The 19,536-nt window shown below is 64.4% G+C and carries 18 protein-coding genes; all 18 read left to right on the top strand.

Annotation, left to right across the window (positions count from 1 at the left end; all coding sequences use genetic code 11):
• Nucleotides 1-45 precede the first annotated feature (45 nt).
• Nucleotides 46-534, top strand: a complete 489-nt coding sequence (locus tag AC1MEM_RS12770) for a protein YgfX (protein WP_499470904.1) — start codon at nucleotides 46-48, stop codon at nucleotides 532-534.
• 206 nt (nucleotides 535-740) lie between these two features.
• A complete protein-coding gene (gene rpoE / locus AC1MEM_RS12775; RefSeq protein WP_499477644.1) occupies nucleotides 741-1,343 on the top strand; it encodes an RNA polymerase sigma factor RpoE in 603 nt (200 codons plus the stop codon).
• Between the two features lie 109 nt (nucleotides 1,344-1,452).
• Nucleotides 1,453-1,752 (top strand): sigma-E factor negative regulatory protein, encoded by a 300-nt coding sequence (locus AC1MEM_RS12780; protein ID WP_499470906.1) that lies wholly within the window; start codon nucleotides 1,453-1,455, stop codon nucleotides 1,750-1,752.
• Nucleotides 1,753-2,125: 373 nt separating this feature from the next.
• On the top strand, nucleotides 2,126-3,580 hold the full coding sequence (locus AC1MEM_RS12785; protein ID WP_499470908.1) for a Do family serine endopeptidase: 1,455 nt from the start codon (nucleotides 2,126-2,128) through the stop codon (nucleotides 3,578-3,580).
• The gene (locus AC1MEM_RS12790) at nucleotides 3,577-3,861 is read left to right on the top strand and encodes a glutaredoxin family protein (protein WP_499470910.1); all 285 of its coding nucleotides are present in this window, start codon (nucleotides 3,577-3,579) and stop codon (nucleotides 3,859-3,861) included. The genes AC1MEM_RS12785 and AC1MEM_RS12790 overlap by 4 nt, the downstream gene beginning before the upstream one ends.
• Nucleotides 3,862-4,253: 392 nt before the next feature.
• Nucleotides 4,254-6,047, top strand: a complete 1,794-nt coding sequence (gene lepA, locus AC1MEM_RS12795) for a translation elongation factor 4 (RefSeq protein ID WP_499470912.1) — start codon at nucleotides 4,254-4,256, stop codon at nucleotides 6,045-6,047.
• On the top strand, nucleotides 6,044-6,961 hold the full coding sequence (gene lepB, locus AC1MEM_RS12800; RefSeq protein WP_499470914.1) for a signal peptidase I: 918 nt from the start codon (nucleotides 6,044-6,046) through the stop codon (nucleotides 6,959-6,961). The genes lepA and lepB overlap by 4 nt, the downstream gene beginning before the upstream one ends.
• 24 nt (nucleotides 6,962-6,985) lie before the next feature.
• Nucleotides 6,986-7,384 (top strand): DUF4845 domain-containing protein, encoded by a 399-nt coding sequence (locus AC1MEM_RS12805; protein ID WP_499470916.1) that lies wholly within the window; start codon nucleotides 6,986-6,988, stop codon nucleotides 7,382-7,384.
• 181 nt (nucleotides 7,385-7,565) lie between these two features.
• Nucleotides 7,566-8,336 (top strand): ribonuclease III, encoded by a 771-nt coding sequence (gene rnc, locus AC1MEM_RS12810; RefSeq protein ID WP_499470918.1) that lies wholly within the window; start codon nucleotides 7,566-7,568, stop codon nucleotides 8,334-8,336.
• 10 nt (nucleotides 8,337-8,346) lie between these two features.
• Entirely contained in the window at nucleotides 8,347-9,423 is a 1,077-nt protein-coding gene (gene era / locus AC1MEM_RS12815) for a GTPase Era (RefSeq protein ID WP_499470920.1), read from the top strand.
• Between the two features lie 44 nt (nucleotides 9,424-9,467).
• A complete protein-coding gene (gene recO / locus AC1MEM_RS12820) occupies nucleotides 9,468-10,322 on the top strand; it encodes a DNA repair protein RecO (RefSeq protein WP_499470922.1) in 855 nt (284 codons plus the stop codon).
• A 13-nt stretch (nucleotides 10,323-10,335) separates the two neighbouring features.
• Complete coding sequence (locus AC1MEM_RS12825) at nucleotides 10,336-11,106, top strand: pyridoxine 5'-phosphate synthase (RefSeq protein ID WP_499470924.1); 771 nt, start codon at nucleotides 10,336-10,338, stop codon at nucleotides 11,104-11,106.
• A gap of 13 nt (nucleotides 11,107-11,119) precedes the next feature.
• On the top strand, nucleotides 11,120-11,554 hold the full coding sequence (gene acpS / locus AC1MEM_RS12830) for a holo-ACP synthase (RefSeq protein WP_499470926.1): 435 nt from the start codon (nucleotides 11,120-11,122) through the stop codon (nucleotides 11,552-11,554).
• Nucleotides 11,551-13,650: an excinuclease ABC subunit UvrC gene (gene uvrC / locus AC1MEM_RS12835; protein ID WP_499470928.1), complete on the top strand. Its 2,100-nt coding sequence runs from the start codon at nucleotides 11,551-11,553 to the stop codon at nucleotides 13,648-13,650. The genes acpS and uvrC overlap by 4 nt, the downstream gene beginning before the upstream one ends.
• 384 nt (nucleotides 13,651-14,034) lie before the next feature.
• The gene (locus AC1MEM_RS12840) at nucleotides 14,035-15,123 is read left to right on the top strand and encodes a tartrate dehydrogenase (RefSeq protein ID WP_499470930.1); all 1,089 of its coding nucleotides are present in this window, start codon (nucleotides 14,035-14,037) and stop codon (nucleotides 15,121-15,123) included.
• 154 nt (nucleotides 15,124-15,277) lie between these two features.
• On the top strand, nucleotides 15,278-16,627 hold the full coding sequence (locus tag AC1MEM_RS12845) for a dicarboxylate/amino acid:cation symporter (protein ID WP_499470932.1): 1,350 nt from the start codon (nucleotides 15,278-15,280) through the stop codon (nucleotides 16,625-16,627).
• A gap of 44 nt (nucleotides 16,628-16,671) precedes the next feature.
• Nucleotides 16,672-18,006 carry a glycerate kinase type-2 family protein gene (locus AC1MEM_RS12850; protein ID WP_499470934.1) on the top strand — a complete coding sequence of 445 codons (1,335 nt, stop codon included), beginning with the start codon at nucleotides 16,672-16,674 and terminating at the stop codon, nucleotides 18,004-18,006.
• The gene (pyk, locus tag AC1MEM_RS12855) at nucleotides 17,984-19,420 is read left to right on the top strand and encodes a pyruvate kinase (protein ID WP_499470936.1); all 1,437 of its coding nucleotides are present in this window, start codon (nucleotides 17,984-17,986) and stop codon (nucleotides 19,418-19,420) included. The genes AC1MEM_RS12850 and pyk overlap by 23 nt, the downstream gene beginning before the upstream one ends.
• Nucleotides 19,421-19,536: the final 116 nt, after the last annotated feature.

A 19,536-nucleotide genomic window follows, 5' to 3' on the forward strand; every position in this document is an offset into this window, starting at 1 on the left:
CCCTGCGCGCGGCAGGCGTTCCGTTTCACTTTCCCTTCCTTATCCATGTCGGTCGCCGTGTCCGCACGTGTCGCGCCCTCACGCCTCGCCCGTGCAGGCCTGCTGCTGTTCGCGCTCGCCCAGTTCGGCGCAGCTTTTACGGTCGGCAAGTTGTTGCCCGAGCGCGTCGCCGGCGCGTCGTTTTGTGTCTCATTTTTCCTGCTTGCAGCGCTCTGCCTGCTGCACGGATGGGCGGTCGCGACTAAGACGCACCAGATTGATGTATCTGGAACCGGCGCCATCCGCCTGACGGTACAACAGGAGATGGAAGCCGGTGGATTGGCCTCCAACGGATTCGTGGTCACGCTGTTGCCCGACACGCTGGTCTGGCCCCAACTGATGCTGTTGCATCTGGCCGACGCGGATGGTGCCAGGCACATTGTGCCGGTACTGCGCGACAGCCTGGCGTCATCCGAATACCGGGCGCTGCGGGTCGCGATCGGTACGCTCGGCGGGCAGGCCGGGCAAACAGCAACGATCACCGAAATACTTTGAACTTATTGCAGCCAGCCAACTCTTAGGGAGGGAGAGGTCCGAGAAACCGTAGCGAGCGGAAGGCGTTTCGGCTGAGTCCCCAAGGGGATGATGCTCGCTGTACGAAAGTACAGGGAGCTATCGCCTTGGCGGCGCAGGCCGAAAATCCGACGCGCAGCAGGTTGATCGGGCCACTCCGGCTGGCGCAGCCCCAACTGGGACCGTCAGTGACGACAGAACGCGAGGGTGATCAACTGCTGGTCGAACGCGTCCAGGCCGGTGACAGGCAGGCGTTCGACTTGTTGGTGGCGAAGTATCAGCGCAGGCTGATGCGCCTGGTCTCGCGCCTCGTGCACGACCCGGCCGAAGCTGAAGACGTGGTGCAGGAAACGTTCATCAAGGCATTTCGCGCCTTGCGCCATTTCCGCGGCGAGTCCGCGTTTTATACTTGGCTGTATCGAATTGGCATCAACACGGCAAAGAATTATCTCGTCACACAGGGCAGGCGCACACCGACCTCGACCGAAGCAGATACGGAACGTGCTGAAGCGTTTGACGACGCGGACAGCTTGCGCGACATTAACACACCGGAATCGGTGTTAGCGAGCAAGCAGATCGCTTATACGGTCAATGCCGCAATGGAAGCGCTCCCGCTGGAATTGCGGACGGCGATTGTCCTGCGCGAAATTGAGGGTTTGAGCTATGAGGAAATCTCCGAAGTGATGGCCTGTCCCATCGGCACGGTGCGCAGCAGGATTTTTCGCGCGCGCGAAGTCATTGCCGAAAAACTGAAGCCTTTGCTCGATTTCCCGACTGACAAACGCCGGTAGCTAGCGTTATCGCAACAACCAGAATCTCGGCCAGCCGGAGCGTATCCGGTTGTACGGGCTCCTGGATACCTGGGCCACTTTGAAGATCACACAGCTACTGGAACGACCGATGGATACCAACAAAAAAAACCGCGAACGTATCTCCGCCCTGAGCGACGACGCGTTGCCGAAGGAGGACCACGAACTGGCCTGCGCAGCCCTGCGCACGGCCGATGGTGTGGCAGCGTGGGAAGTTTATCACCTGATCGGCGATGTTCTGCGCACGGGAGAGTCTGCCGACCTCTCTCCCGGTTTCTCGGCGCGCCTGAGCGCCCGCCTGGCGGCCGAGCCGATGCATCCGCGCCGCGCACCAGTCGAGCACGAGCCCGCCAAGCCGGCCGCGCTGGCGGCCTCGACGCCGTCGTCCTGATTCCGCCAGCCCGCCTCCGGTGCCCGGCACCGGCGGCGGTCCGGCGGCCCGCCGCCGGCACCACAGCGCGGCGCCATCGACTACCTCATCCTCTCGTCATCGGGGCGGGGTCACCGGCCCGGCAGCAAAGCCGCAACGACCACAGTACTGCCTTTGCGCAATGCGGGCCCAAGGCAGGCACCGCAGCTGCACTCCCGAACATCTCCCTCGCCCGCGCCCGGTGGGCGTATCCGACGCTCGATGCATCCTTCCTCGCACTGTCCAGCCGGCGTCGTCTTCCGCGCCGCCCGGCGCGTCCCTCAGCCGCATGCGCGACAAAATGGCGGGTTTTGGCTTACCATAAGCTTCATTTCCGTCCTCCTCCCTGACTCCCATGACAAGCAAATCCACTGCTAGCGTAGTCGTGTCGGCCCTGCTGTTGGCGTGCGCCGGCTTTTCCGTCTCCCCGGCGGCCAGCGCCGCCGCCCCCGTGCCGGTTCCGGTGGTGACGGGCTTGCCGGACTTTTCCGACCTGATCGACAAGGCCGGTCCCGCCGTCGTGAACATCCGCACGACCGAGCGGGTGCGCATGGGGCAGGGCGGGCCCGGCGAGGAAGAGATGCAGGAATTCCTGCGCCGCTTCTTCGGCCAGCCGATCCCGCGCCGCCGTTCGCCCCAGCAGCAACCCCAGCAGGAAGAAGAAGTGCAGCGCGGTGTCGGCTCCGGCTTCATCGTCTCGGACGACGGTTATGTGCTGACCAATGCCCACGTGGTCGAGGGCGCGGACGAAGTCACCGTCACCTTGACCGACCGGCGCGAATTCAAGGCCAAGGTACTGGGTTCCGACCGTCGCTCCGACGTCGCGCTGCTGAAGGTCAGCGCCACCAATCTGCCTTACCTGCGCACCGGCGACTCGAGCAAGATCCGGGTCGGCGAATGGGTGATCGCCATCGGCTCCCCCTTCAACCTCGACAACACGGTGACAGCCGGCATCATCTCGGCCAAGTCGCGCGACACCGGCGAATACCTGCCGCTGATCCAGAGCGATGTGGCTGTGAATCCCGGCAATTCGGGCGGTCCGCTGATCAACATGCGCGGCGAAGTCATCGGCATCAACTCGCAGATCGCCACGCTCTCCGGCGCGTATAACGGCATCTCGTTTGCGGTGCCGATCGATGAAGTCATGCGCGTAGCCGACCAGCTCAAGAAGACGGGCACCGTCACGCGCGGTCGCCTGGGCGTGCAGATCAGCGAAGTCACGCGCGACGTCGCCGAGTCGCTGGGGCTGGGCAAGGCGCGCGGCGCCGAAGTGTCGATGGTCGAAGCCGGCGGCCCGGCCGAGAAGGGCGGCGTCAAGGTTGGCGACATCATTCTGAAATTCAACGGCCAGCCGATCGAGACGACACGCGACCTGCCGCGCCTGGTCGGCGCGACCAAGGTCGGCGCCCGCGCCAGCGTCACCGTCTGGCGCCGCGGCCAGCAAATCGAGGTGCCGGTCACGATCGTCGCACTGGAAGACGAAAAGGCGGTGACCGCCAAGCCGCAGCCGAACAAGCCGGCCCCGGGCGCTGCGCCGAATGCGCTCGGCCTGCACGTATCGAACCTGAACGCCGGGCAGCGCCGCGGCCTGCGCGTCGAGGGCGGCGTCGTGGTCGATGCATCCGAGGGCAGGGCGGCAGCGGCCGGCGTGCGCGAGGGCGACCTGATCCTGCAGATGAACAATGTCGAAATCAAGGACGCGGCCCAGTTCAATGCGCTGGCAGGCAAGCTCGACCCGAAGAAGAGCGTGGCCGTGCTGGTGCGGCGCGAGGACGTGACGCAATACCTCGTCATCAAGCCCGCTAAATGACGCGCTTTACCTCGCATTTCACCTTGTACTCGCGCAGTTACTGCCACCTCTGCGAGGACATGCTTGCGGCGCTGCAGGCCATGGCGCCGCCGCGGCAGGCGTTCGAGGTCGATGTGATCGATGTCGATGCCGATCCGGCGCTGGTGGAGCGTTTCGACGAGCTGGTGCCGGTGCTGTATGGCCGGCTCGACGAGCCGGAGCTCTGTCATTATTTCCTGGACGAAGCCTCGGTGCGCAATTACCTGGTAGGGTGGGCGCCCCGTGCCCACGCGGACGCTTGAATCGCGTTGTCGGTTCATCGCGGCGGCAACGTTAATCCCCCCCGGCAAGCGTTCGCGGATCATCCAGGAACGCCGTTTCGACAATTCGCCCGTACGGGTGCAAACGAGGCCGTCGTGACGCCACGTTCCGCGAGGGCACGGGGTGCCCACCCTACAAAACCGCCGAACAGCCGCATTCCCCAATTTCCGGGCTTTCTACCCTGAAATCCGGTAAAATGCTTGGCTTGGAAAAGCAAATGTCCCTGGTACATGGGCTTACACGTTCAGATAAGGCGCTCGCCTGGGGAAGACCAGCCCCACACGAAGCGCCTTTTTCGTATTGCGTCGGCAGTTTGCGGCGCCGCCAGGCACCGCCCGGCGGCTTCGCCCCTTTTTGGTTTTGAGCTTTGTTAATGAACAACATACGTAACTTCTCCATCATTGCCCACATCGACCACGGCAAATCGACCCTGGCCGACCGCATCATCCAGCTGTGCGGCGGCCTGTCGGACCGCGAAATGGACGCGCAGGTGCTCGACTCGATGGACCTGGAGCGCGAGCGCGGCATTACCATCAAGGCGCAGACTGCTGCCCTGCAATACAAGGCGCGCGACGGCCAGGTCTACAACCTGAACCTGATCGATACGCCGGGCCACGTCGACTTCAGCTATGAAGTGTCGCGCTCGCTGTCGGCCTGCGAAGGCGCGCTGCTGGTCGTCGACGCCTCACAAGGTGTCGAGGCGCAGACCGTCGCCAACTGCTACACCGCGCTGGATCTCGGCGTGGAAGTGGTGCCGGTCCTGAACAAGATCGACCTGCCGCACGCTGATCCCGGCAATGCCAAGAAGGAAATCGAAGACGTCATCGGCATCGACGCCTCGGAAGCGGTCATGTGTTCGGCCAAGTCCGGCCTGGGCGTGGAAGACGTGCTGGAAGACCTGATCAAACGCGTGCCGCCGCCGAAAGGCGACGTCGACGCACCGCTGCAGGCCCTGATCGTCGACTCCTGGTACGACCCGTATGTCGGCGTCGTGATGCTGGTGCGCGTCGTCAACGGCACGCTGCGCCCGAAAGACAAGATCCTCCTGATGGCGACCGAGTCGGTGAACCTGGTCGAGAACATCGGCGTCTTCACGCCGCGCTCGGTCTCGCTGCCGCAACTGTCCGCAGGGCAGGTGGGCTTCATCATCGCCGGCATCAAGGAACTGACCGCCGCCAAAGTGGGCGACACGGTCACCCTGGCGAACCGTCCGGCGCCCGCGCCGCTGCCGGGCTTCAAGGAAGTGCAGCCGCAGGTGTTCGCCGGCCTGTTCCCGGTCGAAGCCAACCAGTACGACGCGCTGCGCGACTCGCTCGAAAAACTGAAACTGAACGACGCCGCCCTGATGTACGAGCCGGAAGTCTCGCAGGCGCTGGGCTTCGGCTTCCGCTGCGGCTTCCTCGGCTTGCTGCACATGGAAATCGTGCAGGAACGCCTCGAGCGCGAATTCGACATGGACCTGATCACGACGGCGCCGACCGTGGTCTACGAGGTCGAGATGCGCGACGGTTCGATCATCCGCGTCGACAACCCGTCGAAGATGCCGGAGCCATCGAAGATCAACGAAGTGCGCGAGCCGATCGTCGACGTCAATCTCTACATGCCGCAGGAATATGTCGGCTCGGTGATGACGCTCTGTAACGGCAAGCGCGGCGTGCAGATGGACATGGCCTACCACGGCCGCCAGGTCAAGCTGCACTACGAAATCCCGATGGCGGAAATCGTGCTCGATTTCTTCGACCGCCTGAAGTCGACTTCGCGCGGCTACGCCTCGATGGACTACGAGTTCAAGGAAAACCGCGCCGCCGACGTCGTCAAGGTCGACATGCTGATCAACAGCGAGAAGGTCGATGCGCTGGCGATCATCGTCCACCGCGCCAACGCGCCCTACCGTGGCCGCCAGGTGGCCGCCAAGATGCGCGAACTGATCCCGCGCCAGATGTTCGACGTGGCGATCCAGGCCGCGATCGGCGCAACCATCATTTCGCGCGAGAACGTCAAGGCACTGCGCAAGAACGTGTTGGCGAAGTGCTATGGCGGCGACATCAGCCGTAAGAAGAAACTGCTTGAGAAACAAAAAGCCGGTAAAAAACGCATGAAACAGGTTGGTTCGGTGGAGATTCCACAGGAAGCCTTCCTCGCCATCCTTCAAGTGGAAGATAAATGAACCTGCAACCAATCCTGGGGAATTTCGCGCTTATCCTGTTCGTGCTCATGGTGGTCACGGGCGTCATCTGGTTCCTGGACGTGTTCGTGCTGGCGAAGCAGCGCCGCGCCGCGGCCGACGCCGCGCTGGCCGAATACGATGCACGCACGGCCAAGCTGGTGGCGGACGGCATCAAGGTCGACAACAACGGCAACCGCGCATCGATCGAAGCGGCCAACCTGCGCCAGCCGGCCTGGGTCGAGTACTCGGGCAGTTTCTTCCCGGTGATTGCGGCGGTGTTCTTCCTGCGCTCCTTCCTGTGGGAGCCGTTCAAGATCCCGTCGAGCTCGATGGTGCCGACCCTGCTGGTGGGCGACCTGATCCTCGTGAACAAGTACACCTATGGCATTCGCCTGCCGATCGTCAACAAGAAGGTCATCGAGGTGAACGATCCCAAGCGGGGCGACGTCATGGTCTTCAAGTATCCGAAGGACATGAGCCAGGACTACATCAAGCGTGTCATCGGTGTGCCGGGCGACAAAATCTCCTATGAAAACAAGCGCCTGACCGTGAACGGCGTGGCCGTCGAGTACACCCCGATGGACGATTACCTGGACGATGAACGGCCGGTCTACCACAAGCAGTTCGTCGAAAAACTGACCGGCAAGGAGCACCGCATCCTGAACACGGATCCGGCGCGTTCCTTCAACTTCGATGGCGTGGAGGATTTCCCGCACCGTGATGCCTGCACCTATACCTATGACAAGTTTACCTGTACTGTACCGGCAGGCAACTACTTCATGATGGGCGACAACCGCGACAACAGCGCGGACAGCCGTTACTGGGGTTTTGTCCCTGACAAGAATATTGTCGGCAAGGCCTTCCTGGTGTGGATGAACTTCGGCGATCCGAAGCGCATCGGCGGCATCAGGTAAGCGGTGCGACCTCGGCAAGGAGTCATGATGCAGGAGCGAAAACTGGTTAGGTCCGGCAAACAACAGGGTATCTCGCTCACCGGGCTGATCCTGGTGTTGATGGTGCTGGGCGTGTTTGCCCTGCTGGCGATCAAGATCATCCCGTCCTATCTCGAATTCCGGGCCGTGCGTGACGGCATGCTGCGCGCCAAGGCGGCGGGCGGCAGTGTCGCCGAGATGCGCCAGACCTTCGACAAGTTTGCCGACATCAATGATGTCGACGCCATCCGCGGACGCGATCTCGTGATCGGACGCGAGGGCGACACCCCGCAAATCAGCTTCTCCTACGAAAAGCGCATTCCGCTGACCGCGCGCGCGACCCTCGTCATCGATTACGATGGCACGACCGACCCGAGCGGCGTCGTGGCGGCGAAGGCGGACTGATCGGACCTCGGCCCTCACGCCTGACGCAAGCGCGCATGCCGCCGACCCCGGCACTGGCGCTGCGGGCAACACCACCATGGCGCGCGCCGGCCGGCGCCGCCCAACCGGGCAGGAAGCGCCGCCTTTACGGCGGCCGTACTACAATACATCGACAATGAATCTTCAGTTATTGCAAACGCGCTTGGGTTATACGTTCCGGGATGCTGGCCTCTTGCAGCAGGCCCTGACACATCGTAGCCACAGCAGCCTGCATAACGAGCGGCTCGAATTCCTCGGCGACTCGATCCTGAACTGCGTCGTGGCCTCGATCCTGTACGAGCGCTTCAGCCACCTTGACGAGGGCGACCTGTCGCGCCTGCGCGCCAACCTCGTCAAGCAGCAATCGCTCTACGAAATTGCCCAGAAGCTCGAACTGTCGCAGTTCCTGCGCCTTGGCGAAGGCGAATTGAAGTCGGGCGGTTTCCGCCGTCCCTCGATCCTCGCCGATACGCTCGAAGCCTTGCTGGGCGCGATTTTCCTCGACGCCGGTTTCGATGCCGCGCGCGACGCCATCCGCGCCTTTTATATTCCGCTGCTCGACACGGTCGACCCGCGCACCCTCGGCAAGGATGCCAAGACCCTGCTGCAGGAATTCCTGCAAAGCCGCAAGATTTCCTTGCCCACCTATAATGTGGTCGCCACCCACGGCGCTGCCCACAGCCAGGAATTCGAGATCGAATGCCTGGTCCCGAAACTCGGCATCCAGGTCTTCGGCCGCGGCGGCAGCCGCCGTGCCGGCGAGCAGGCCGCCGCGCGCCTGGCGCTGGAAACGGCTGAACAGGCTTTGCGCAAGACCCCGGCCGCCAGCCGCAAGGCCAAGCCGCGTGCCGCCCAGCTCAAGCTGGCCGGCATCGCCACCATCCAGGGCGACGACGCTGCCGATGCGCAGTCCGCCCCCACCAAACAGGCATGAAGACGTCAGCATGAATACCGAACACAACCCTGCCGAACACAACCCCGCCGCACAGAACCCCGACAACAAGCCGGACGACAAGAAGGTCGCTGAGCACGATGTTGCCAGCGACGACGTCACCGAGAACGCCGCAGGCGACGAGCAAGCCGTCGACCTGAATGCCTTCTTCAACGACCGCACCGACGCCAGCAAGGGCACCTCGGTGGAAGGCTTCCGCTGCGGCTATATCGCCATCGTCGGCCGCCCGAACGTGGGCAAGTCGACGCTGATGAACCAGTTGATCGGCGCCAAGGTGTCGATCACCTCGCGCAAGGCGCAGACCACGCGCCATCGCATCACCGGCATCCAGACCCATGATGACGCCCAGTTTATCTATGTCGATACGCCGGGCTTCCAGACGCGTCATTCGAATGCACTGAACAAAACGCTCAATAAAACTGTCTCGAACACGCTCACCGCCTCGGACGTCGTGCTGTTCGTGATCGAGGCCGGCAGCTTTGGGCCGGCCGACCAGCAGGTGCTCGACCTGCTGCCGAAAAATGTGCCGGTGATCCTGGTCATCAACAAGTCGGACCACATGAAAGACAAGGCGATGCTGATGCCGTTCGCGCAGAAAGTGGCATCCTTGCGCGACTTCACGGCCATCGTGCCGGTGTCGGCAAAGTTGCGCTTCCAGATCGATTCCCTCGAACGCGAAATCCGCACGCACCTGCCGGAAAATCCGCCGGTGTTCAGCCCGGACGACATCACCGACCGCAGCGAGAAATTCCTCGCCGCCGAGATCGTGCGCGAAAAAGTGTTCCGCCTGCTGGGGGATGAACTGCCGTACACGAGCACGGTGATCATCGAGCAGTTCCTGCAGGAAGGGAATTTGCGCCGCATTTTTGCTGCCATCCTGGTCGAGCGCGACACCCATAAATCAATGATCATCGGTAACAAGGGCGCGCGCCTGAAAGAGATCTCGACGCAATCGCGCCTGGACATGGAAAAGCTGTTCGACGGTCCCGTGTACCTGGAGATCTGGGTCAAGGTCAAGTCCGGCTGGGCCGACAACGAAGCGGGCCTGCGCGCCTACGGCTACGAGTAGTTGCCACTAAGATTGCCACTGAGCGCAGGAGGCCACGCCACCGCATGACGAACCTCGACCCAGCCGTCACGGCGCCAGACGACGCCACCGCCAGGGCGCCTGACCTGCCTGTGGTCGCCGAGGCGACGGCGGTCTATGCCGTGGCCGCCGCGCCACCGCCGCCGCGCCGCAGCCGCGCGCCTGCGAGCCAGGTGCGCATCAACGGCCAGCCCGCCTTCGTGCTGCACAGCTATCCCTACAAGGAAACGAGCCTCATCGTCGACCTGTTTACGCGCGACCATGGCCGCATCGCGGTCGTGGCGAAAGGCGCGAAGCGGCCGCTGTCCAAATTGCGCGGAGTGCTGCAAACCTTCCAGCCATTATCCGTGTCGTGGAGCGGCAAGTCGGAATTGCGCACCCTGATCGACGCGGAATGGGTCGGCGGCATGCTGCCGATCGAACGCACGGCCCTGTTGTGCGGCTTCTACCTGAACGAACTCCTCGTCAAATTGCTGGCGCGCGACGACCCGCACCGGGCCCTGTTTGACCATTACATTTCGACGCTGAACGAACTCGCCCACGACGAACCGGCACAAATTGCCTTGCGAAAGTTCGAACGGGCCTTACTTAAGGAAACAGGCGTCGCCGCCGACCTGAAACGTTCGACGACGACGCGCGAAGAAGTGCAGGCCGCAAGCGACTATGTGGTCGATCCCGAGCGCGGCGCCCGCGAAGCCCGTGTGTCCGATGTCTGGCCGGTCGTGTCGGGTAAAACCCTGCTCGACATGGAGCGCGAGGACTACGCCGATCCGGCGACGCAAGCGCAGAGCAAGCAACTGATGCGTTTCCTGCTGGCGCACCACCTGGGCGGGGTGCCCTTGAACACCCGGCAGATTCTGATTGACCTGATGCAGTTATAGAACCCACACAACCATGAGCTTCCTGCAACCCGTCGGCCCGGTCATCGACCTGGGCGTCAACATCGATCACATCGCCACCGTGCGCAACGCGCGCGGCACCGTCTACCCGGACCCGCTGCGCGCGGCGCTGCTGGCCGAGCAGGCCGGCGCCGACCTGATCACGCTGCACCTGCGCGAAGACCGGCGCCACATCAAGGACGCCGACGTGCTGGCGATGCGCCCGCAACTGGCCACGCGCATGAACCTGGAAGCGGCGGTGACCCAGGAAATGATCGATTTCGCCTGCCAGGTGAAACCGCAGGACGTCTGCCTGGTGCCCGAGCGGCGCGAGGAAGTGACGACCGAAGGCGGCCTGGACGTGATCCGCTATTTCAAGGAAGTCGAGACGGCGGTGAAACAATTGAAAGGCGAGGGTATCCGCGTCTCGCTCTTCATCGATGCCGACGCAGCGCAGATCGAAGCCGCCGCCAGGGCCGGCGCGACGGTGATCGAGCTGCACACCGGGCGCTATGCCGAGGCTGAAGGTTCCGAAGCACTGCGCGAACTGGAGCGCATCAAGGCGGGCGTGGCGGCGGGCGTGAAGCAGGGCCTGGTCGTGAACGCCGGCCACGGCCTGCATTACACCAACGTGCAGCCGGTGGCCGCGATCCGCGACATCGCCGAGCTGAACATCGGCCATGCGATCGTCGCCCATGCCTTGTTTGCAGGCTGGGAAAACGCCGTGCGCGAAATGAAGGCGATCATGGTGGCCGCGCGCCTCGGCGTGACGCTGGGGGCACAATGAGCGAGGGGTTGAAATGATTTATGGCATCGGCACCGACATCGTCCAGATTTCGCGTGTCGAGGCGGCGCTCGCGCGCAGCGGCCCACGGTTCGCGGAAAAGATCCTCGGGCCCCAGGAACTCGAGAAATACCATGCGCGGCGCGCGCGCAGCGAAGTGCGCGGCCTGCGTTTCCTGGCCACGCGCTTCTCGGCCAAGGAAGCGTTTTCGAAAGCGATCGGCCTGGGCATGCGCATGCCGATGACCTGGCGCTCGGCGCAGATGCTCAACGCCCCGAGCGGCAAGCCGACCATCGTCTGCAGCGGGGCGCTCGAGGAATTCATGCGGCAGCACCGCCTTAGCGCCCAAGTCACGATCAGCGACGAAGCCGATTACGGTGTCGCTTTCGTGATCGTGACCCAGGACCCGGTAACATCGTCATCAAACACACCGCAAGCGATACGCCAGTGACCAAGGAAGTGCAATCCCCCGAGCTGCCGCAGAACCCGGCGCCCAGCAACGCAGCTCCCCATGAGGTAGCGGAAGCGCCGATGGCCTATGTAGCTGCGGCCGGCGCTGCCATGCCTGTTCCGCATCCCGCCGAGGACCAGCCCGCGAAGGGCAAGGCGGCGAAAGCGCCGGCCCAGCGCGCCCGCCCCGATGCCTGGCAGGTGGTGAAGGAAGAGCTGACGACGACCCTGAAAGACGACGCCGCCGACCCTGTGCAGCCCAGCGTCTCGGCCCGCGAGCAGGTGCTGGCGACGGTCGCCAAGCTGCCGGAGCTGCCCGGCGTGTACCGTTATTTCGACGCCAACGGGAACGTGCTCTACGTCGGCAAGGCGCGCAACCTCAAGAAGCGCGTCTCGAGCTATTTCCAGAAGAACCTGTCGAGCCCGCGCATCGCGATGATGGTGTCGCAGATCGCCAAGCTGGAAACCTCGGTGACCCATAGCGAAGCCGAAGCCCTGATCCTGGAAAACAACCTGATCAAGGCGCTGAAACCCCGCTACAACATCCTGTTTCGGGACGATAAGTCCTATCCGTACCTGAAGATCACGGGCGGCGACTTCCCGCGCATGGCCTATTACCGCGGCGCTTTGGACAAAAAGAACCAGTATTTCGGTCCTTTCCCCAGCGCCTGGGCGGTGAAGGAATCGATGCAGATCCTGCAAAAGGTGTTCATGCTGCGCACCTGCGAGGACAGCGTCTTTGCCAACCGCACGCGCCCCTGCCTGCTGCACCAGATCGGGCGCTGCACCGGCCCTTGCGTGAAGCTCATCGACAAGGATGCGTACAAGGTAGATGTCGAGAACGCCGCGAAGTTCCTGCGCGGGCGCCAGAACGAGGTGATGGAAGACCTGCAGCAAAAAATGCACGGCTTCGCCGAAAAGCTGATGTTCGAGCAGGCCGCAGGGGTGCGCAACCAGATCCAGTCGCTCTCGCGTGTGCTGCACCAGCAAAGCATGGAAACGACGGGCGACGCCGACGTCGACGTCATCGCCGTGGTGGTGCAGGGCGGGCGCGCCTGCGTCAACCTGGCGATGGTGCGCGGCGGACGCCACCTGGGCGACCGCGCCTATTTTCCAACCCAGGTCGGCGAGGCGATCGCCGAGCTGTCGATCGAATGCGAAGTGCTGGCCGCCTTCCTGGTCCAGCACTACACCGACAAATTCGTTCCCGGCACCCTGATCCTGAACATCGAATTCGACCAGCCGGAACTGATGGTGGCGCTCGCCGAGCAATGCGGGCACCGGATCAACCTGATTTTCCAGCCGCAGGGCCAGCGCCGCCAGTGGCTTGAGCTTGCCCAGAAGGGTGCGGAGATCTCCCTGGCGCGGCTGTTGTCCGAACAAGGGTCGCAGCAGTCGCGTACGCGCGCACTGGCCGAGGCCTTGTCGCTGGACGCGACGGATCTCGACACCCTGCGCATCGAATGCTTCGACATCAGCCACACGGCAGGCGAGGCGACGCAGGCATCCTGCGTGGTCTTCCATCACCACGCGATGCAGAACTCGGAGTACCGGCGCTACAACATCAACGACATCACGCCGGGCGACGATTACGCCGCCATGCGCCAGGTGCTGATGCGCCGCTATGAAAAGGTCGCCGGCGGCGACGGCGTCATGCCGGACGTGGTGCTGGTCGACGGCGGCAAGGGGCAAGTCGAGATGGCGCGCCAGGTGTTGTCCGAGCTGGGCCTGGACATCGGCCTGATCGTCGGCGTGGCCAAGGGAGAAGGGCGGCGCGTGGGCCTGGAGACGCTGATCTTCGCCGACGGCCGCGCGCCGCAGGAGCTGGGCAAGGAATCGGCGGCGCTGATGCTGGTCGCCCTGATCCGCGACGAGGCGCACCGCTTTGCCATTACCGGCATGCGCGCCAAGCGCGCCAAGACGCGCCAGGCCTCGCGCCTCGAGGAGATCGAAGGCATCGGCGCCAAGCGCCGCCAGCGCCTGCTCGCCCGCTTCGGCGGCCTGCGCGGCGTGGTCGACGCCAGCGTCGAGGACCTGTGCCAGGTCGAGGGCATTTCGACCGCGCTGGCGGAAGAGATTTACCGGCAGTTGCATTGAGTCGTCGATGATCTCGCCTGTAGCAGCGGCGCACCGTAGGGTGGGCATGCCCACGCGTCACGCACGCATCCCATTGCGTTGGCCGTCTATCACCCAACACGCAGATCGTGCAACATGGTTGGCCTCCGACGAGGGCAACGATCGTCGTACGAACCCACGTGGACAATTCAAGATGTGCGAGCGATGTGTCGCCGGACGTGTCCGGGCGATGCGTCCGTAAGCGCGTGCGCGCGGGGGCGCCCACCCTCTGGTCAATATTCATCGCTCGCACACTCCATTGTTAATTCACAGTTAATAATGGTTTGAATTTTCCATCCGTTGCAAGACTCCGCCAACAGATACAGTGCATGCACGACATCACTTATCCAGACGGAGACAGCAGCAATGAAAACCTACAAAATCGCAACCATCCCCGGCGACGGGATCGGCAAGGAAGTGGTTCCTGCGGGCCAGCAAGTCCTGGCGGCGCTCGCTGCCGGCAGCAAGGCCTTCCAGTTCGCCTTCGAAGATTTCGACTGGGGCGGCGACTACTACCGCAAGCATGGCGTGATGATGCCGGCCGACGGCCTCGACGCGCTGCGCGGCAAGGATGCGATCCTGTTCGGCTCGGCCGGCGACCCGGACATCGCCGACCACATCACGCTGTGGGGCCTGCGCCTCAAAATCTGCCAGGGCTTCGACCAGTACGCCAACGTGCGCCCGACGCGCATCCTGCCGGGCATCGATGGGCCACTCAAGCGCTGCGCGCCGGAAGACCTGAACTGGGTGATCGTGCGCGAAAACTCGGAAGGCGAGTACTCCGGCGTCGGCGGCCGCGTGCACCAGGGCCACCCGATCGAAGCGGCCACTGATGTGAGCATGATGACCCGCGTCGGCGTCGAGCGCATCCTGCGCTACGCCTTCAGGCTGGCCCAGTCGCGTCCACGCAAACTGCTCACCGTCATCACCAAGAGCAATGCCCAGCGTCACGCGATGGTGATGTGGGACGAGATCGCGCTGGAGGTGTCGCGTGACTTCCCGGACGTGAAATGGGACAAGGAACTGGTCGACGCCGCCACCGCGCGCATGGTCAACCGTCCGGCCACCCTGGACACCATCGTCGCCACCAACCTGCACGCCGACATCCTCTCCGACCTGGCGGCGGCGCTGGCCGGCAGCCTGGGCATCGCCCCGACCGGCAACATCGATCCCGAGCGCCGCTATCCATCGATGTTCGAGCCGATCCACGGTTCGGCCTTCGACATCATGGGCAAGGGCCTGGCCAATCCGATCGGCACCTTCTGGTCGGTCGTGATGCTGCTCGAGCACCTGGGCGAATTCGAGGCGGCCAGGCAGGTGATGGCCGCGATCGAAAGCGTGACCAGCACCCCGTCGCTGCATACGCGCGACCTGGGCGGTACGGCCACCACGGCCGACGTTACCAAGGCAGTCTGCGACTTCCTCGGCGCCCAGCGCCAGCGCGCCGCGGCCTGAAGCCGGGCCCGTGCAATCCGGCCGGCGCCACGCTCGCGGCCCGGCCCAGCCGCCAAGGTGGCCCTGCAGCGTCCCCCGTACAAGCCAGCCGCCATAGAGCGGGGAGGGACGCTGCCTGCAACATGCAGCAAGCAGCACACATCAAGGAGACATCATGTCAACCCGCATTTTCGGAAAACTCTACGTCCAGGTACTGATCGGCGTGGTCGCCGGCGGCCTGCTCGGCTTCCTCTACCCCAAGCTCGGCACCGACCTCAAGCCGCTCGGCGACGTCTTCATCCGCCTGATCAAGATGGTGTTCGCACCGGTCATTTTTGCCATGGTGGTGCTCGGCATCGCACGCATGGAAAGCATGAAGGAACTGGGGCGCGTCGGTGTACGCGCCCTTGTCTATTTCGAGATCCTGTCGACCTTTGCCCTGCTCCTCGGCCTGATCGTGGTGAACGTGTTCCAGCCCGGCAGCGGCATGAACATCGACGCCAAGGCACTCGATACGGGCGCGATCTCCAGCTACACGGCTGCGGCCCAGAAATCCAAAGGCTTCATCGACTTTCTGCTCAATATGGTGCCGACCAGCGTGGTCGATGCGCTGGCCAAGAACGACATCCTGCAGATCCTCGTGTTCGCCACCATGTTCGGCGTGGCGCTGTCGCACATGGGACGCGCTTCCAAGCCGGTCATCGACATCCTGGAAGCCTTCAGCAACGCCATGTTCGTCGTGGTGCGGATGGTGATGCGCATCGCCCCGATCGCCGCCTTCGGCGCGATCGCTTTCACGGTCGGCAAATACGGCCTCGCGTCGCTGCTCTCGCTCGGCCAGCTGATGGCCTGCATGTACCTGACCTGCGTCGCCTTCGTGTTCATCGTGCTGAACGTGATCGCCCGCATCTCCGGCTTCAGCCTGTGGAAGTTCCTGCGCTATATCCGGGACGAGATCTTCACCGTGCTCGGCACCAGCTCCTCGGAGTCCGTCGTGCCGCAGCTGATGCTCAAGCTCGAACACCTCGGGGTCTCCAAGCCGGTGGTCGGCCTGGTAGTGCCGGCCGGCGTCACCTTCAACCCCGACGGCCAGTGCATCTATTACACGATGGCGGCGATCTTCATCGCCCAGGCAACCAATACCCCGCTGTCGCTGGTCGACCAGCTGGTCATCATGGGCGTGCTGATGGTAACCTCGAAGGGCTCGGCCGGCGTGACCGGTTCGGGCTTCATCACTCTCGCGGCGACGCTCGCCTCGATGGGCAACATCCCGGTCGCGGGCATGGTGCTGCTGCTCGGCGTGGACCGTTTCATGTCGGAAGCCCGCGCGATCACCAACACCATCGGCAACGCGGTGGGCACGGTGGCGATTGCCAAATGGGTAGGCAGCGTCGACAGCGCCCGCATGCACCGCATCCTCGATGGCGAGGAGGTCGCGCCGCTGGTCAAGCCCGTCGAGGAGGCGCTGCCGGCGGCCGAACCGAATGTCGTCGGCTTTGCCGGCGTCCACAAGGCCTCGGCCTGAGCGCGGGAGTGTCCATCAGCGAATTGTCAGAGAAAGAGATGGATATGGCGTCTACTACCAGCCAGCGAAACGACGTGCACGGGGGCGAGCGCGCCTTGCTGGAGAAGCTGTTCCGGGCCGCGATCGCCGCGGCCCAGCCGGCCCTGTGCATCCCGGCGCACTTGCCGCAGGCGCCTGCCGGCCGCCTGGTCGTGATCGGGGCGGGCAAGGCCTCGGCCGAAATGGCGCGCGCGGTCGAGCAGAACTGGCCGGGAAAACTGGAAGGCTTTGTCGTCACGCGCTACGGCTATGCGGTGCCGTGCGAGCGCATCGAGATCGTCGAAGCGGCGCATCCGGTGCCGGACCAGGCCGGATTCGATGCCGCCACCCGCATGCTCGAGATGGTGCGCGGGTTGACGAGCGAGGACACCGTGCTGTGCCTGATCTCGGGCGGGGGCTCCTCGCTGCTGCCCTTGCCGCTGCCCGGCATCACGCTCGAAGACAAGCAGGCGGTCAACCGCGCGCTGCTCGCGTCGGGCGCCAGCATCAGCGAGATGAATTGCGTGCGGCGCCACCTATCCGGCATCAAGGGCGGGCGCCTGGCGGCCGCCTGCCACCCGGCGCGCGTGGTGACGCTGCTGATTTCGGACGTTCCCGGCGATGACCCACGCGACATCGCTTCCGGCCCCACGGTGGCCGACCCCAGCACCTGCGCCGATGCGCTGGCCATTATCGACCGCTACGGCATCGCCTTGCCGCCGACCGTGCGCGAGGTGCTGGAAAGCGGCGCCGGCGAATCGATCAAGCCGGGCGACCCGCGCCTGGCCGGCAACGAGCTGCGCATGATCGCCACCCCGCAAATGGCGCTTGAAGCGGCGGCCCGGGTCGCCGAAGAAGCGGGCATCAAGGCTTACATCCTCGGCGACAGTATCGAAGGTGAAGCGCGCGAGGTCGGCAAGGTCATGGCCGGCATCGCACTCCAGGCCGCGCGGCGCGGCCAGCCTTTCGCGACCCCGTGCGTGCTGCTCTCGGGCGGCGAAACCACGGTCACCATCAAGGGCGACGGCAGGGGCGGGCGCAACGTCGAATTCCTGCTGGCCGCCGCGATCGCCCTGCGCGGTGAACCTGGCGTCTACGGCCTGGCCGGCGACACGGACGGCGTCGACGGCCAGGAAGAGATCGCCGGCGCCAGCTTTTCGCCGGACACGATCGAACGCGCATTCGCGCAGGGAGTCCGTCCCCAGGAGAGCCTGGACCGCAACGACGGCCACGGCTTCTTCCAGGGCCTGGGCGACTCGGTCGTGACCGGCCCCACGCTCACCAACGTCAACGACTTCCGGGCCATCCTCATCGACCCGGCATCACCAGGAACCTCAATTGAACCGTCATCGCAAAGCTAAAATCGTCGCCACCGTCGGACCCGCCAGTACGGATGCCGCCACGCTGGAAGCCATGTTCCGCGCCGGCGCCGACGTCTTCCGCCTGAACTTCAGCCACGGCACCCACGAGGACCACAAGGCGCGCCTGGCCATCCTGCGCGGCCTCGAACATACCCTCGGCCGCCCGATCGGCGTGCTGCTCGACCTGCAGGGCCCCAAACTGCGCATCGGCACCTTCGCCAACGGTTCCGTGAAGCTCGACACCGGCGCCGCCTTCCGCCTCGACCTGGATACCGGCAAACCGGGCGACGTCGAACGGGTGGCGCTGCCGCACCCCGAGATTTTCGCGGCCCTCGAGGCCGGCGCGCGCCTGCTGCTCGACGACGGCCGCATCGAGCTGGAAGTGAAAGGCTTCGGCGCCGGCCATGCGGATACCATCGTCGTCAACGGCGGCGTGCTCTCGGACCGCAAGGGCGTCAACGTTCCTGGCGTGGTGGTGCCGATGTCGGCGCTGACCGAGAAGGACCGCAAGGACCTCGATTTCGGCCTCACGCTGGGCGTGGACTGGATCGCGCTGTCGTTCGTGCAGCGCGCCGAGGACATCCGGGAGATCAAGGAGATCGTCGGGGGCCGTGCCGGCATCATCGCCAAGCTCGAAAAGCCGGCCGCCATCGCGCAGCTCGATGCGATCGTGGAAGCGGCCGATGCGGTAATGGTGGCGCGCGGCGACCTTGGCGTCGAAATGCCGGCCGAGCAGGTACCCTCGATCCAGAAGCGCATCGTGCGCACCTGCCGCCGCCTCGGCAAGCCGGTGATCGTCGCGACCCAGATGCTCGAATCGATGGTGGCCGCACCGGTGCCGACCCGCGCCGAAGCGTCGGACGTGGCGACCGCCGTGTACGACGGCGCCGATGCGGTGATGCTGTCGGCCGAATCGGCCTCGGGCAAATTCCCGGTCGAAGCGGTGAAAATGATGAACAGTATTATCGAGCAGACCGAATCGGACACCCATTACGTCGAGAGCATGAAGGCGGCCGAGAACCCGGCGCGCGCCGAGATCGCGGACGCCATCGGTCTCGCCCTGCGCAACGTGGCCGACTTACTGGACGTAGCCGCCACTGTCGCCTACACTAGCTCCGGCCATTCGGCGCTGCGGGTAGCGCGCGAACGGCCGAAGGCGCCGATCATCGGCATGACCCCGAAGCTTGCCACTGCGCGCCGCCTGGCGCTGGTGTGGGGCGTGCATGCGGTGCTGATCCACGACGTGGCCTCGGTGCCGGAGATGACGGAGTTCGCCTGCGCCACGGCTGCCCGCGAAGGCCTCGCGGCGCCGGGACAAACGGTGGTGATCGCCGCCGGCATGCCGTTCGGGACGGCCGGTACGACCAACCTGCTGCACATCGCCCGCCTGGGCGCGAACGGCAGCGCGGAGTGAGGATCGGCTTGAAGGGGTTCCACGGCATGAAAGGGTTCCACGACCTGAAAGGGTTCGAGCAGTACCGCGCGCGCCGGAACAGGGCGCCTGTGCATTTACAATCAAAAAAAGGAAGA

The sequence above is a fragment of the Telluria sp. AIW5 genome (assembly GCF_056680575.1).